This is a genomic window from Mycobacterium sp. 134, assembly GCF_048282715.1.
GTDB lineage: Bacteria > Actinomycetota > Actinomycetes > Mycobacteriales > Mycobacteriaceae > Mycobacterium > Mycobacterium septicum.
In genome coordinates this window covers 3,590,538-3,605,712 of record NZ_JBLVUN010000008.1, presented here as the reverse complement: position 1 = coordinate 3,605,712, position 15,175 = coordinate 3,590,538, and the positions used below count along the sequence as shown (strand labels likewise).

The 15,175-nt window shown below is 68.1% G+C and carries 12 protein-coding genes; 11 read left to right on the top strand and 1 reads right to left on the bottom strand.

Annotation, left to right across the window (positions count from 1 at the left end):
• Positions 1-13 precede the first annotated feature (13 nt).
• The 3 genes from efp (at position 14) to ACNQVK_RS21885 (ending at position 3,411) form a co-directional block, all read left to right on the top strand.
• Entirely contained in the window at positions 14-577 is a 564-nt protein-coding gene (efp, locus tag ACNQVK_RS21895) for an elongation factor P (protein WP_044518154.1), read from the top strand.
• 2 nt (positions 578-579) lie between these two features.
• The gene (gene nusB, locus ACNQVK_RS21890) at positions 580-1,068 is read left to right on the top strand and encodes a transcription antitermination factor NusB (protein WP_044518156.1); all 489 of its coding nucleotides are present in this window, start codon (positions 580-582) and stop codon (positions 1,066-1,068) included.
• 93 nt (positions 1,069-1,161) lie between these two features.
• Positions 1,162-3,411 carry a molybdopterin-dependent oxidoreductase gene (locus tag ACNQVK_RS21885; protein ID WP_418031172.1) on the top strand — a complete coding sequence of 750 codons (2,250 nt, stop codon included), beginning with the start codon at positions 1,162-1,164 and terminating at the stop codon, positions 3,409-3,411.
• Positions 3,412-3,419: 8 nt separating this feature from the next.
• Here ACNQVK_RS21885 and ACNQVK_RS21880 read toward each other — a convergent pair whose 3' ends face one another.
• Positions 3,420-4,862: a DUF222 domain-containing protein gene (locus ACNQVK_RS21880; RefSeq protein ID WP_418031171.1), complete on the bottom strand. Its 1,443-nt coding sequence runs from the start codon at positions 4,860-4,862 to the stop codon at positions 3,420-3,422.
• Between the two features lie 267 nt (positions 4,863-5,129).
• On the opposite strand from ACNQVK_RS21880, the gene ACNQVK_RS21875 reads away from it, so the two are divergent.
• From ACNQVK_RS21875 to ACNQVK_RS21840, 8 genes are all read left to right on the top strand, one after another.
• On the top strand, positions 5,130-5,885 hold the full coding sequence (locus ACNQVK_RS21875) for a GntR family transcriptional regulator (RefSeq protein WP_418031170.1): 756 nt from the start codon (positions 5,130-5,132) through the stop codon (positions 5,883-5,885).
• A gap of 13 nt (positions 5,886-5,898) precedes the next feature.
• Complete coding sequence (locus tag ACNQVK_RS21870) at positions 5,899-6,126, top strand: 4Fe-4S dicluster domain-containing protein (RefSeq protein WP_003880761.1); 228 nt, start codon at positions 5,899-5,901, stop codon at positions 6,124-6,126.
• 10 nt (positions 6,127-6,136) lie between these two features.
• Positions 6,137-7,567: an ABC transporter substrate-binding protein gene (locus ACNQVK_RS21865; protein WP_418031169.1), complete on the top strand. Its 1,431-nt coding sequence runs from the start codon at positions 6,137-6,139 to the stop codon at positions 7,565-7,567.
• Entirely contained in the window at positions 7,564-8,427 is an 864-nt protein-coding gene (locus tag ACNQVK_RS21860; RefSeq protein ID WP_418031168.1) for an ABC transporter permease, read from the top strand. The genes ACNQVK_RS21865 and ACNQVK_RS21860 overlap by 4 nt, the downstream gene beginning before the upstream one ends.
• A gap of 62 nt (positions 8,428-8,489) precedes the next feature.
• Positions 8,490-9,236, top strand: coding sequence for an ABC transporter ATP-binding protein (locus tag ACNQVK_RS21855; RefSeq protein WP_418034255.1), 747 nt, complete (start codon positions 8,490-8,492; stop codon positions 9,234-9,236).
• The gene (locus tag ACNQVK_RS21850) at positions 9,233-11,920 is read left to right on the top strand and encodes a fumarate reductase/succinate dehydrogenase flavoprotein subunit (RefSeq protein WP_418031167.1); all 2,688 of its coding nucleotides are present in this window, start codon (positions 9,233-9,235) and stop codon (positions 11,918-11,920) included. Before ACNQVK_RS21855 ends, ACNQVK_RS21850 begins: the two co-directional genes overlap by 4 nt.
• A 64-nt stretch (positions 11,921-11,984) precedes the next feature.
• Positions 11,985-12,479: a DinB family protein gene (locus tag ACNQVK_RS21845; protein WP_418031166.1), complete on the top strand. Its 495-nt coding sequence runs from the start codon at positions 11,985-11,987 to the stop codon at positions 12,477-12,479.
• Between the two features lie 87 nt (positions 12,480-12,566).
• Complete coding sequence (locus ACNQVK_RS21840) at positions 12,567-15,173, top strand: LuxR C-terminal-related transcriptional regulator (RefSeq protein ID WP_418031165.1); 2,607 nt, start codon at positions 12,567-12,569, stop codon at positions 15,171-15,173.
• Positions 15,174-15,175 lie beyond the last annotated feature (2 nt).

Sequence of the window (15,175 nt, the reverse complement as noted above, 5' to 3'; positions counted from 1 at the left end):
GAGCTACACCCTCATGGCATCGACTGCCGACTTCAAGAACGGGCTCGTCCTGCAGATCGACGGACAGCTGTGGCAGATCGTCGAATTCCAGCACGTCAAGCCGGGCAAGGGCCCGGCCTTCGTGCGGACGAAGCTGAAGAACGTGGTGTCCGGCAAGGTCGTCGACAAGACCTACAACGCCGGCGTGAAGGTGGAGACCGCCACCGTGGACCGCCGCGACGCCACCTACCTGTACCGCGACGGCAACGACTTCGTCTTCATGGATTCCGAAGACTTCAATCAGCACCCGTTGTCCGAGGCGCTCGTCGGCCGCTTGGCCGACTTCCTGCTGGAGAGCCTGCCGGTGCAGATCGCCTTCCACGAGTCCGCGCCGCTGTACCTGGAACTTCCGGTGTCCGTCGAGCTCGAGGTGTCCCACACCGAGCCCGGTCTGCAGGGTGACCGCTCCAGCGCCGGCACCAAGCCCGCCACCATGGAGACCGGCGCCGAGATCCAGGTGCCGCTGTTCATCAACACCGGTGACAAGCTCAAGGTCGACACCCGCGACGGCAGCTACCTCGGCCGCGTGAATGGCTGACCATGCCTGACCGCCGTGGCGACCGGGGCCGTCACCAGGCCCGCAAGCGCGCCGTGGATCTGCTGTTCGAGGCCGAGGCACGCGGTCTGACGCCGGAGGCGGTGGCCGACGGCCGCACCGCGCTGGCCGAGGATCAGCCCGACGTCACCCCGCTCAATCCGTACACGGTGTCGGTGGCGCGCGGTGTCACCGAACATGCCGCCCACATCGACGACCTCATCTCGGCTCACCTGCAGGGATGGACGTTGGAGCGGCTGCCTGCCGTGGACCGCGCCATCCTCCGGGTGGCGGTCTGGGAGCTGCTGCACGCCGAGGACGTCCCCGAACCCGTCGCCGTGGACGAGGCCGTCGAGCTGGCCAAAGAGCTGTCCACCGATGAGTCGCCCGGATTCGTCAACGGGGTGCTGGGCCAGGTGATGCTGGTGACCCCGCAGATCCGGGCCGCAGCCGCAGCCGTGCAGGGCGCCGTTCAGGACCGGCCCGAGCAGTAGGTTCATATCCCGGAGATCGGGATCGTCGGTGCCGTTCGGTGCCACGATGTTGTTACGTGTGTGACTACACGTACCGACATTCGGAGGCCGCTGATGGGACACGAGTCGAGAAGTATCGCGGGGATCGGCGAGGACGGCCTGCACCTGCACGCCTGCCCGCTGTGTGAGGCAATGTGCGGCTTGGAGATTCAGGTCTCCGACGGCAAGGTTGCGACCGTTCGGCCGAACAAGTCCGACCAGTGGAGCGCGGGTCACATCTGCCCCAAGGGTGCGTCGCTGGCCGGGTTGCACGACGACCCCGACCGGATCCGCCGGCCGATGATCAAGGTGGACGGCGAGTGGCACGAGGTCGACTGGGACACCGCCTTCCGTCGCTGCACCGAACTGCTCGCTCCCGTCATCGAGAAGTACGGCATCGGCGCGGTCGCGGCGTACACCGGAAATCCGCTGGCGCACTCGTTCTCGCTGTCCCGCTACTCGGCGATCCTGCTCGGCCTGTCCGGCATGCCGATCACCTACTCGCCGGGCACCATCGACCAGTGGCCGAAGAACCTGTCGTCGCACCTGATGTACGGCAGCTGGTGGGCCTTCCCGACGCCGGACATCCAGCGCACCGACCTGCTGGTGGTGATGGGGGCCAACCCCGCGGCCTCGCAGGGTTCGCTGCTGGCCGCCCCCGACGTGATGGGCATCATCGCCGGTATCCGTAAGCGCGGCAAGGTGATCGTCATCGACCCGGTGCGCACCGCCACCGCCGTCAAGGCCGACGAGTGGTTGCCGATCACGCCCGGGACTGACGCGGCACTGCTGCTCGGGATCGTCCACACCGTGTTCGACGAAGGGCTGGTCAACCTCGGCGAGTTGGAACGCCACCTCGACGGAGTGTCCACCCTGCAGCAGGCGGTGGCCGACTGGTCGCCCGAAAGGGTCTCTGCTACAACAGGTATCGACGCCGAGCGTATTCGTGGACTGGCCCGCGAGCTGGCCGGCACGCCGCGCGCGGTGGTCTACGGCCGGATCGGCACGTGCAATCAGGAGTTCGGCAGCCTGGCCAGCTGGCTGGTGGATGTGGTCAACATCGTCACCGGTCACTTCGACACCCCCGGCGGCGCGATGTTCGCCAGGCCGACGGCCTGGACGGTCACGAGCCAGCCGATCCCGGGGTTGGAGGACGGGGCGCCGAATTTCGGCCGCTACCGCACCCGGGTGCGCGGGGCCAAGGAGGTGCTCGGGCAGGTGCCGGTGTCATGCATGCTCGAAGAGATCACCACGCCCGGTGAGGGACAGCTCAAGGCCCTGATCACCGTCGCGGGCAACCCGGTGCTGTCCACCCCGGGCGGCGACAAACTCGACGAGGCGCTGCCGCAGCTGGACGCGATGATCTCGGTGGACCTGTGGCTCAACGAGACCACCCGGCACGCCGACGTGATCCTGCCCGGTGCCTCGGCGCTCGAGCAGCCGCACTCGGCGGACCTGCTGCTGGGTGCGGCGATCAACAGCTTCGCCCGGTACTCACCGCCGGTGTTCCACCGCGAGGATCCCGATGCGCCGGAGGAGTGGGAGATCCTGATCCGGCTCACCGGGCTGTGCACCGGCACCCCGGCCGAGGATGTCGACATCGCCGCGCTCGATGACGGCTGGTTCGACTACCTGTGTTTCACCCAGGGGCTCGACGGCGCCGAGATCCGTAAGAAGTACGACCACGGCGGCCCCGAGCGGATGCTCGATCTGACGCTGCGGACCGCCGCGTTCGGCGACCGCTACGGCGACAACCCCGACGGTCTGAACCTGGACAAGCTCAAGGCCCACCCGGACGGAATCAACTACGGCCCCATGGTGCCCCAGGTGCCCGAGGTACTCGGCACCGCCGACCAGAAGATCCGGCTGGCGCCGCAGTATCTGCTCGACGACCTGCCGCGGCTGGCCGAGCGGCTCGATCGAGCCCCCGACGAACTGGTGCTGGTGAGCCGACGCCATCTGCGGTCCAACAACTCCTGGCTGCACAACGTCGGTTCCTTGATGAAGGGACGCGACCGGTGCACCCTGCTGATGCACAGTCAGGATGCGGCGGCACGGAGGATCGCCGATGGCGACAACGCGGAAGTGGCGTCGGCCGGCGGCAAGATCGTGGTCCCGGTCGAGGTGACCGATGCGATCAAGCCCGGAGTGGTCTCGATGCCGCACGGCTGGGGCCACGGTCAGCCCGGTACGCGACTCGGCGTCGCGAACGCGTCGCCCGGGGTGAACACCAACATCCTGTCGCTGCCCGATTTCCTCGACGAGCCGTCGGGAAACGGAGCGCTCAACGGCATTCCGGTCACGGTCAGCGCGACGACGATCTAGTGGTCCCGTCAACCGCCTGGTTCTTCCGGGGGAACCAGTAGTTCCTCGGGGTGGAAGTGGTGGTTGAGGGTGTCTTGTCCGGTGTTCATCAGAGGTGGTGGATGCCAGTGGACCCGGCCGGTGTCTGGATCGATGCTGGTGGTCCAGCCGAGTCCGACGAGGCGGTTGTCGGGTCCGCAGCCCAGCGCGAGGTCGGGGGCGTCGGTCTGCCCGCCGTGCCGCCAGTCGGCCTTGGCGTGGTGCACCTCGCAATAGTCGGCCGGTGCGGTGCATCCGGGGCGGGTACAGCCGCGGTCGCGGTTGTAGAGCAGCAGTCGTTGTGCTTTGGTAGCCAACCGTTTGGTGCGGGCCAGGTACAGCGGTTCGGCGGTGTGGTGCTTGTACACGGTGAGGTAGTGAAAGCTGTGTGATGCCAACCGGATCAGGTCGTTCATCGGCATCCGGATGCCCGCGCCGGTGACAGCGATCCCGGCGCCGGCTTCCAGCTCGGCCAGGGTGGTGGACATGACCACTGTGACCGGAAGGCCGCCGTGCCGGCCGAGCCGTTTGGACATCAGCACTTCGCGCAGCGCCACTTTGAGGGCGTCGTGATTGCGCTGCGCCACGGTGCGGGTGTCCCGGTTGGCGGCCGCCTGCTGGTCTTGAGCGTCCTGTTCCTCGGAGGTGTCGAGTGCGGCCTCAGCGTCATCGAGCGGATTGGGCGAGGGGTTGTGGATCGGTTCGGGATCATCGGGGTTGTTGATGCCCGGTGCACCCCACACGCCGGTGACGGTGGTCAGGTACGCCGCTGTCTCGGGGTCCAGCCAGCCCTGGACGTGCACCAGTCCGTCGGCGTCCTGTGTGCCGATCCGCAGCCCACGCAGGTGGGCCGCGACATCGGGTGAGTCGCCGTCCTGGTTGAGCAGATAGAGCAGTTTGTCCGCTGCGGCCTTGAGCGTTTCAGGAGTGTCGCAGTTCGCCGCGGCTACCAGGTCCGATTCGATCTGGACGAGTTCAGCCGTGCTGACGTACTTTCTCGCCTCCACCAGAGTGTCGCGGATGATCGCGATGTGTTCGGTGTTGATGGTCCCTGACAGCAGCGCCTCGGCGCAGGCGGGCAGTAGCGGCTCCAACACCTCACCGCCGATCGCATACCGGGGCCCCAGCTCGGCGGCTGCGGCGACGCGGCGTGAGGCTTCCTTGCCGCTGATCCGCATCCGGGTGGCCAGCACATCCTTCCAGGACTTGCCGCCGATCTCGTGCGGGGCGGCCTGAGCCATCAGGGCGGCTTGGATTCGGTGATCGATCATCGCCTCGATGCGGGCGTGTTGCTCGCGTTCGGATTGGAGCGCCAGCAGCTCCGCGGTGTCGAGTCCGGTGAAGTCGACATCGACGAGCGACGCGATCGCAGCGCGGTGGCCGGCCAGTGCGGTCTGCACCCCACCCCGGTTCTGCGCCAACTCCACTACCACAATTCGAACACTAGTTCGATGCGCCGACAAGAACCCGTGGAATGGGACTGGCGAGACAAAAGTGGCCAAAGTTTTTTCGGGCCGGCGCGGCGACGTTTCGATCATCGCGATTTGTAAATTCTTGCCGGGATCGAGGTGGCGCAATGCCGGTCGGCAAGGCGGTTTCGCCAGGTACGGATCCTTGGCCGGCGGCGCAATCGGTTAACCTGCGCCGAGGGCTGATTCGTCGCACTGCAGGTGCCTCCAACAGGCCCTTACCTTGAGTGCGTGTCTTCCCAGCCCGAAGCTCATCCCGTATCTCTACCCAACCGCCGTGCGCGCGCCGACCAGGCCCGCCAGGTGGCCGACGTGCTGCGCCATCAGATCTACGAGGGCACCTATGCCGGGGCGCTGCCGGCCGAGGCCGAACTGGCCGCCGAATTCTTCGTCTCCCGCAACACCATCCGTGAAGCCCTGGCCGTCCTCAAGTCCGAGGGCCTGATCGACCGCGGCACCAAGGTGGGCACGCATGTGGCGGGCCGCAAGTACGACCACGGCCTCGATGCGTTGGTGGGGCTGAAGGAGACCTTCAAGGACTACGGCGACGTCCGCAACGAAGTCCGTGCCGTGCAGCGACTCTCGGCCCCGCCCGCGGTGGCCCGCAAGCTGGCGTTGGAGCCCGGCGCCCAGGTGGTCTTCATCGAGCGCCTGCGCTACCTCGCCGATCTGCCGCTGTCGCTGGATCTGACCTACCTGGCTCCCGAGATCGGCGAGCAGGTGATCGGACACGCACTGGAGGACAACGATATCTTCGCGCTCATCGAACGGGTCAGCGGACACCGCCTGGGCGGGGCGAGCCTTGCGCTGGAGGCGGTTTCGGCTGACCCGCACACCGCCGCGACGCTGCAGGTGCCGGCCGGATCGGCGCTGCTGATGGCCGAGCGGCTCACGAGTCTGGACGACGGAACGCCCGTCGACCTGGAGTACATCAGGATGCGTGGTGATCGAATCACCATGCGCGGCAACCTCATCCGAGACACATGATTAGGAACAGCATATGACGCTGGTCAACCAACGCGCCGATGTCCCCGTGACCATCGACGAGTCCCTGTGTATCGAGGGCTGCACGTTGTGCGTCGACGTGTGTCCGCTCGATTCGCTGGCCATCAATCCCGAAAACGGCAAGGCCTTCATGCACGTCGACGAGTGCTGGTACTGCGGGCCGTGCGCGGCCCGCTGTCCCACCGGCGCCGTCACCGTCAACATGCCCTATCTCATCCGTTAGAGGACCCGAAGTGAAAACAGCCCTGATCGCCCTCACCGCCGGTCTCACGCTCGCGACCGCCGGCTGCTCCCTGGACTCGGCGACGAAATCGGCCGATACGGTCGACGTCGTCGTCGGCTACCAGTCCAAGACCATCAACACCGTCACTGCCGGAACCCTGCTGCGCGCCCAGGGTTACCTGGAACGCCGGTTGGCCGACATCACCACCCGCACCGGCACCAAGTACAACGTGACGTGGCAGGACTACGACACCGGCGCCCCGATCACCGCGCAGATGGTGGCCGAGAAGATCGACATCGGCTCGATGGGTGACTATCCGATGCTCATCAACGGGTCCAAGACCCAGGCCAACGAACGCGCCAAGACCGAGATCGTCTCGGTCACCGGGTACAACCCGAAGGGTGCGCTGAACATGGTTGTGGTGGCACCGGATTCGCCGGCCAAGTCGTTGACCGACCTGGCCGGTAAGAAGGTCTCGGCCAGTGTCGGATCGGCCGGTCACGGCATGCTGGTGCAAGCCCTCGGCAAGGCCGGGATCGACGCCAAGACCGGTGTGGAGGTGCTCAACCAGCAGCCGCAGGTCGGTGCATCGTCGCTGGAATCCGGTCAGGTCCAGGCGCTTTCGCAGTTCGTCGCCTGGCCGGGTCTGTTGGTTCACCAGGGCAAGGCCAAGCTGCTCTACGACGGTGCCGAACTGAACTACCCGACCCTGCACGGTGTCGTGGTTCGCCGGGCGTATGCGGCCGATCACCCGGAGGTGCTCGACGCGTTCCTGCAGGCGCAACTCGACGCCACCGACTTCCTCAACACCAAGCCGCTGGAGGCGGCCCGCCTGGTGGCCGAGGGCAGCGGGCTGCCACAGGAGGTCGTGTACCTCTACAACGGGCCGGGCGGCACCTCGTTCGACACCACCCTCAAGCCGTCACTGATCGATGCGCTCAAAGGCGATGTGCCCTACCTGAAGTCGATCGACAACTTCGCAGACCTCGACGTGGCCGGTTTCGTACAGGACGGACCGCTGCGGGCGGCATACTCCGCGCGCGGTCAGGACTACGACAAGGCACTGAACTCGAGCGCCAATCCGTCGGCCCTGAGCGGCACCGACCCGGTGTGCCGCACCGCCGTCGACAATCCCGCCACTGCCGGCGAGCTGTGGCTCGACGGATCGGACACCACCACCGCGGCCGCGACGCCGGTCTGCCTGCTCAAGGCGATTCGGCAGGCAGAAGGTGAGGGCAAGAAGGTCCGCGCCGCCTACGTCTCCGACGCCGAGCTGGGTACCCGGTGGTTCGCCGACAAGGCCGTGTGGGTGCGCCTGCCCGCACCGGGAGCCGAGGGGTACCTACCGTTCGGAACCCAGGCCGGTGCCGAGCGCTATACCGCCGCGCATCCCGGTGCGGTGATCGTCGACTATCGGCAAGCCCTGGCAGGTGCGGTGTGACCACCACCGATACCCCGCCCGTCGCGGTCAGCGACCCTCCGGCACCGTCGGAAACGCAGCATTCCCGGCACACGCCCTCGGCCTGGCCGCATCGCCTGGTGCGGCTGGCGTCGGTGGTTGGCGCGGTCGTCCTCTGGCAACTGCTGACCGCCAACGACGTGCGCCTCGGTCTGCGGTTCGACACCCTGCCGACCGTCACCGAAATCACTGCGGCCCTGGTGAACCGGCTGGGCACGCCCGAGTACTGGCTGGATCTCGGGCAGTCGCTGATCCGGATCCTCACCGGGTTCGGGATCGCCGCGGTGGTCGGCGTGATCACCGGAATCCTGCTCGGGCGCACGGCCTGGTTCGCCGACATCTTCGGTCCGCTCACCGAGCTGGCCCGGCCGATACCGGCGATCGCCATGGTGCCCGTGGCCATCCTGCTGTTCCCCAGCGACGAGGCGGGAATCGTGTTCATCACGTTCCTGGCCGCCTACTTCCCGATCATGGTCAGCGTGCGGCATGCGGTGCGCGCCCTGCCGACCATCTGGGAGGACTCGGTGCGCACCCTCGGTGGCGGTCGCGTCGACGTGCTGCGCCAGGTGGTGCTGCCGGGCATCCTGCCCGGACTGTTCGGCGGGCTCTCGGTCGGCATGGGAGTGGCCTGGATCTGTGTGATCTCGGCCGAGATGATCTCGGGCCGCCTCGGTGTGGGTTACCGCACCTGGCAGGCGTACACGGTGCTGAACTATCCCGACGTGTTCGTCGGCATCATCACGATCGGCGTACTCGGTTTCGTGACCGCCGCGGCGGTTGAGTTGATCGGCCGCCGGGCCACCCGCTGGCTGCCGCGTGGTGAGGAGGAGACGCGGCGATGAGCGCTCGCGCGAAGAGCATGTCGATTAGCCCCACTGACACCGTCACCCGGACGGCCACCGGAATGAGGCTGGAACTCGATCGAATCCGGTTGTCCTACACCGGCGCCCCGGTGATCGACGACCTGAGCCTGACCGTCGAGCCCGGTGAGATCCTGGTGCTCACCGGCCCGTCGGGATGCGGTAAGTCCACGGTGTTGCGCGCGCTGACCGGACTGCTGCGGCCCGACGGCGGCCGGGTGCTGGCCGACGGCGATCCGGTCACCACCACCTCACGGGACCGCGGCATGGTGTTCCAGGACAGTGCGCTGCTGCCGTGGCGCACGGTGCGGTCCAACATCGAACTGGCCCTGCAGCTCCGCGGCGAGCCGCGCAATGGACGCAGTGGGGAGTCCAAGGCCGGGCGCAAGGAGCGGGCCGATCGATGGATCGCCGAGGTCGGCCTGACCGGGTTCGCCGACTTCCTGCCGAAGAACCTGTCCGGCGGTATGCGGCAGCGGGTTCAGCTCGCGCGCGGTCTGGCCGGCGCACCGCGCGCGGTCATGATGGACGAGCCGTTCGCGGCCCTGGACACCCAGACCCGGGCGGCCATGCAGCGGTTGCTGATCGACACCTGGCAGGCCCATCCGACGACGATCGTGTTCGTCACCCACGACGTCGACGAGGCGCTCACGCTCGGTGACCGTGTCGCGGTGCTCGGTCGTGCCGGGCAGCCGTTGCGCGCCCTGATCGAGGTGGCCCAGCCCCGCACCGACCATCCCGAACGATCCGCGCTGCGCGCCGAGATCATTGCCGCACTGGAGCAACCGTGACCGAATTGACCGAGATTCCCGATGTCGATGACGCGATTCGCATCGACTGCGACGTGCTGGTGATCGGCGGTGGCACCGCGGGCACCATGGCGGCGCTGACCGCCGCCGAGAACGGCGCCCAGGTGCTGCTGCTGGAGAAGGCCCACGTGCGCCACTCCGGGGCGCTGGCCATGGGCATGGACGGCGTCAACAACGCCGTCATCCCCGGCAAGGCCGAACCCGAGGACTACGTCGCCGAGATCACCCGGGCCAACGACGGAATCGTCAACCAGCGCACCGTGTATCAGACCGCGACCCGTGGATTCGCCATGGTGCAGCGGCTGGAACGCTACGGGGTCAAATTCGAGAAGGACGAACACGGTGAGTACGCCGTGCGGCGCGTGCACCGATCCGGCTCCTATGTGCTGCCGATGCCCGAGGGCAAGGACGTCAAGAAGGCGCTGTACCGGGTGCTGCGCCAGCGCTCGATGCGCGAGAAGATCCGCATCGAGAACCGGCTCATGCCGGTACGGGTGCTGACGCAGGGCGGACGAGCTGTCGGTGCCGCCGCATTCAACACCCGCACAGGAGAATTCGTGACGGTGGCGGCCAAGGCCGTGATCCTGTCGACCGGGGCGTGCGGCCGCCTCGGACTGCCCGCCTCGGGCTATCTGTACGGCACCTACGAGAACCCCACCAACGCGGGTGACGGGTACGCCATGGCCTACCACGCGGGCGCCGAACTGTCGGGAATCGAGTGCTTCCAGGTCAATCCGCTGATCAAGGACTACAACGGCCCAGCATGCGCCTACGTGGCCAACCCCTTCGGCGGCTATCAGGTCAATGCGCTGGGGGAGCGGTTCGTCGACTCCGACTACTGGTCGGGGCAGATGATGGCGGAGGTCAAAGAGGAGATCGAATCGGCCCGCGGGCCGATCTACCTCAAGGTCAGCCATCTGCCCGATGAAACGCTGACCACGCTTGAGAACATCCTGCACACCACGGAGCGACCCACCCGCGGGACGTTCCACGCCAATCGGGGGCACGACTACCGCACCCACGACATCGAGATGCACATCTCCGAGATCGGTTTGTGCTCAGGGCATTCCGCTTCCGGCGTGTGGGTGGACGAACACGCCCGCACCACCGTGCCCGGGCTGTATGCGGCCGGGGACCTGGCGTGTGTACCGCACAACTACATGATCGGCGCCTTCGTGTACGGCGATCTCGCCGGCGAGCACGCGGCCTCGACCCTGTCGGAAGTGGCTGCACCGGTTGGGCTTCCGGCCGAACAGGTGGCAGCGGCCCACGAGCTCATCTACCGCCCGCTGCGGCACCCGGACGGTCCGCCGCAGCCTCAGGTCGAGTTCAAGCTGCGGCGGTTCGTCAACGACTATGTGGCGCCGCCGAAGACCGCCACCAAGTTGTCGATCGCGGTGCAGACCTTCGAGCGCATGACTACCGAGGTGGAGGGTATCGGCGCGCGCACCCCGCACGAACTGATGCGCGCCGCGGAGGTGTCGTTCATTCGCGACTGCGCGGAGATGGCGGCCCGATCCTCGCTGACCCGCACCGAATCGCGCTGGGGTCTGTACCACGAGCGGGCCGACCTGCCGGAGCGCGACGACGCACAGTGGCGCTACCACCTCAACCTCTACAAGGACGCCGACGGCGCCATGAAATTCGTGAAGCGGCCGGTGGCACCGTACTTCGTCGCCGTGCCCGAGCTGGACCATCTGACTTCCCACGATCCGGTGACCACCGTCGAGCAGCCCGATCTGCACGCCGGCCGGGCTCCCGCAGCCGAACGCTCCAGGGTCCGTCCCACCGGATCCGTGCAACCGCCGTCCCCGCGTATCGCCGCGGTGCTGGCGTTGGAGGAGCCCTCGCTGGAGGATCTGAACACCTACCTGACCGATCCGGACGCCGGCGTGCGCCGCACCGCGGTCGCCACCCTCGTCGAGCATCTGCCCGATGGGTACCAGCCCGCGCTGGTGGCCGCGCTGGCCGATGACGACGCCGAAGTACGGCGCGAAACCGCCGATTCGGTACGGGAACTCGTCGAGGTGCTGCCGGACCCGGGAGCCTTCGCCGACCGACTGGAGTCCGCGGACCCGGTGGTCCGTGCGGTAACGGTGTATCTGCTGAGTTCCCGCCGCGTAGGCAATGCCCAGGCCTACCGGGTCGCATCGACCGATGCCGATCACCGGGTACGGATCGAGGCGGTGCGGGCGCTGGTGTCGGTCGACGACCACACCGGGGTGGCGGCCGCCACGACCGACGAGAACCGGGAGGTGCGGATCGCCGCGGTGGGCGGACTCGCGACCCTGCGTGCCGGTGCCGATGCGGTGCGCGTGGCGCTGGACGACCCAGATCCGCTCGTCCGGGCGGCGGCCCTGGCCTCACTCGGCGCGGTCGGCTGCACCGACGACGACGTGGTGAGCGTCGAGAAGGCGTTCACCGAGTCGGCCTGGCAGATCCGCCAGGGCGCGGCCCGGGCGTTGGCCGGAGCCGTGCCGGAGGTGGCGGTTCCCACCCTGTCGCGGGCGCTGGACGACCAGCATCTCGATGTCCGCAAGGCCGCAGTGCTGAGCCTGAGCCGATGGGCGAGCTCGGAGTCGATCGCCCGGCAGGCCCTCACCGTGGCGCTGGACGACACCGACGCCGACGTGCGCGCGTATGCCCGTCAGGCGCTCGCCGGCTGAGCCGCACCTTGCCCGGACAGCAAGATCCGTGCCCCAGCGCGCCGGCGCGCTGATACTGGACAGGGTGCACACAAGCCAGCAGGGCAGGCAGGACACACCGCCACCGCGGACCGCGAACAGCGAAGCCGAGGTCTTGCGGGGATTTCTCGATTACCTCCGGACGTCGATCGCCGCGAAGGTCGAGGGCGCGCCCGAACCGATGGCGCGCACGTCCTCGGTGCCGTCGGGCACCACGCTGCTCGGCCTGCTGAATCACCTGACCTACGTCGAGAGGTGGATCTTTCTCGGGGACGACGTCTCCGACTGGCAGGCGACCTTCACTGTCGAACCGTCGGACACCATTGCCGATGTGGTGGCCGGCTACCGGAGTGCCGTCGAGCGCGCCAACGAGGTGCTCGACGACTGCTCGGATCTCGCGGAACCGCTACCCCGGTCGCGGCCGGGGCGGCCCGCGGCCAGCGTCCGCTGGTCCCTCACCCACATGATCGAAGAGACCGGCCGCCACGCAGGTCACGCCGACATTCTGCGTGAACTGATCGACGGCACGACCGGTCGGTGACCACGTTCGGCTCGACCCAGGTTTCCGGCAGCATCGAAGTTCGTCGTTAACGCTGCTAACGACCGGGCCTCGGCCTAATCTCGATGCGTGCGACTCGCCTGGCCGCTGACGGGGCGGTTGGAGGAGACCCGGCTGATCGACGCCGCGCTGGCCTCCGCCGAACTGTCCGGAATCGTGATCTATGGAACTGCCGGGGTGGGCAAAAGCCGTATCGCCCGTGAAGCGCTCTCCACAGCGGGTGGCAACGGTCACGAAACCCGCTGGGCGGTGGGCACATCAGCTGCCCGCGCACTGCCGCTGGGGACGTTCGCCCGATGGGTGGGTACCTCCGACGCCGACAGTGTGGCGCTGGTCGGCCGGGTGATCGACGGGCTGACCACGGTGTCCAACGGCCGCCCGGTAATGGTGTGTGTCGATGACGCGCACCTGCTCGACGGGTTGTCGGGTTTTGTGTTGCAGCAGATCGTGCAGCGCGGTGCCGCCAAGCTCCTGCTGACCGTGCGTACCGGTTCACCGGTACCTGTCGAGGTGCTGACGGCGTGCGACCGTGGCAGGTTCGAGCGGCTAGATCTCCAGCCGTTGTCCCGGGACGAGTCGACCCAGTTGCTGACCGCCGCGCTCGGCGGGCCGCTCGATCCCGCAGCAGCGCAGCGGTTATGGCGGCTGACCCGCGGCAACGTGCTGTATCTGCGCAACATCGTGGAACAGGAAGTCGCCCAGGGGCGGCTCGCCTGCCAGGAGGGCGTGTGGCGGTGGACCGGGGATCCGGTGATGCCGCCAGGGTTGGTCGAACTGATCGAGGCGAGGATCGGCGCCCTACCGCCTGCGGTGAGCGAGGTCGTCGATGTCCTGGCGGTGGCCGAGCCGATCCAGCTGGACCGGCTCACCGCGATCACCGATGCCGATTCGGTGGCCGATGCCGAGACACGTGGGTTGATCACGATCGATGCCACCGACCGCGAGGTCCGCGTAGCCCATCCGCTCTACGCCGAGGTGCGGCGCAACCGGGTGCCGGGTTCTCGCTTGCGCCGGCTGCGGGGGCTGGTGGCGACTGCGCTGGGGGACCGGGAAGACCGCGACGCCATGCGGGTGGTGGTACGGCGGGCCGCGCTGATGCTCGATTCGGACCTGCCGTTCGATCCCGAGTTGTTGACCCGGGCGGCACAGGGCGCGGTGTGGCTCTCCGATCTGGCGCTGGCCGACCGGTTGGCCTACGGGGCGATCGAGGCCGGCGCCGACGCGGAGGCGAAATTCATTCGCGCGCACGCCTTGTCGTGGCTCAGCCGAGGTGAGGAATCGGATGCGGTGCTCGACGCCATCGAGCTCGGCGACCTCACCGACGACGGACGGGCCCGGCTGGCCTTCCTGCGGGCGTCCAACATGTTGTGGTCGCTCGCCGATCCGGCCGGCGCCAAGCGGCATGTCGACGATGCGGCGGCGCACATCCCTGCCGCTGCGCGCGCCTGTATCGACGCGTTCTACGCGGTGTACTGGGCCGCGATGGGCGATCCGGGGCAGGCCAGGGCCGCGTTCAGCGGCCTGGATCTGGACGCTCTGCCGGCCATCGTGGGTGCGGTGACCGCGTGGGCCGCGGCCGCGTCGTGCGGCGATGCCGGCCGCGCCGACGAGGCCGTCACTGCCGCCCACGCCGGTTACCGCATCACGGACAGTTCCTTCGATGCCGCGCACACGCGGTTCGTCATCGCCGACGCACACATCGGGGCGCTGCTGCTGGCCGGGAGGATCCGTGAGGCGCGCGAGGAGGCCGAGCAGTTGAACCGACACGCCGCGAACCTGCCCGGAGCGGCACAGTTGTTCGGCGTCGCGCTGACCGGTCGTGTCGCCTCGGGAGCCGGTCAGCTGGGCCTCGCGGCCGAACTGCTGGATCCGGTGGTCGAGATGATGCGGGCCGCGGGGGAGACCAACGGGTTCAGCTACCGATTTCACCTGCCTCGGGTCACGGCACTGGCCATCCGGGGTCTGGCCGACGACGGCACCCTGGCCGAACTCGACGAACGTCGTCATGCCAGCTGGCGCTACCTCGCCTATGAACACACCCTGGTGCGGGCCTGGGTGGCTGCCACCCAGGGTGCGGTATCGGAAGCCATTGCCATCGCGCTCGATGCCGCCGATACCGCCGGGGCACACGGACAACTGGCGGCCGAGGTGTTGTGCCTGCAGACCGCGACGCAGTTCGGCGACCATTCCCGCGCGGACCGGCTCGACGAGTTGACCGGGCTGGTCGAGGGGCCGCGAGTCGGTGCCGCCGCCGCCATGTGCCGCGCCCTCGCCCACGACGACGGCGACGGGTTGGCAAAGGTCTCAATCGAATTCGAGGAACTGGGTGACCTGGTGGCCGCGGCTGACGCCGCCGGCCTCGCGGCGGTGGCCTACCGGCACAGGGACATGCGTGGCTCGGCGATGGCGTCGGCGACGCGGGCCAGGGCTCTGGCCGGCACGTGCGGCGGTGTGGCGACTCCGGCGTTGCTCGCCGCTGCCGAGCGTCTGCCCCTGACCGACAGGGAGCGGGAGATCGCCATGCTGATCGGTGCGGGGCTGTCCAGCCGGGCGATCGCCGACCGGCTACGGCTGTCGGTTCGCACCGTCGAGGGGCACATCTACCGTGCGATGGCGAAAACCGGGGTGTCCACCCGGGCCGAACTGATCGCGCTGCTACCCCGGAGGCACCGCTGATT

Excerpts from the sequence above, each read along its gene's own strand:
- efp (WP_044518154.1), top strand. The coding sequence starts at position 14 with ATGGCATCGACTGCCGACTTCAAGAACGGGCTCGTCCTGCAGATCGAC.
- nusB (WP_044518156.1), top strand. The coding sequence starts at position 580 with ATGCCTGACCGCCGTGGCGACCGGGGCCGTCACCAGGCCCGCAAGCGC.
- ACNQVK_RS21885 (WP_418031172.1), top strand. The coding sequence starts at position 1,162 with ATGGGACACGAGTCGAGAAGTATCGCGGGGATCGGCGAGGACGGCCTG.
- ACNQVK_RS21870 (WP_003880761.1), top strand. The coding sequence starts at position 5,899 with ATGACGCTGGTCAACCAACGCGCCGATGTCCCCGTGACCATCGACGAG.
- ACNQVK_RS21855 (WP_418034255.1), top strand. The coding sequence starts at position 8,490 with ATGAGGCTGGAACTCGATCGAATCCGGTTGTCCTACACCGGCGCCCCG.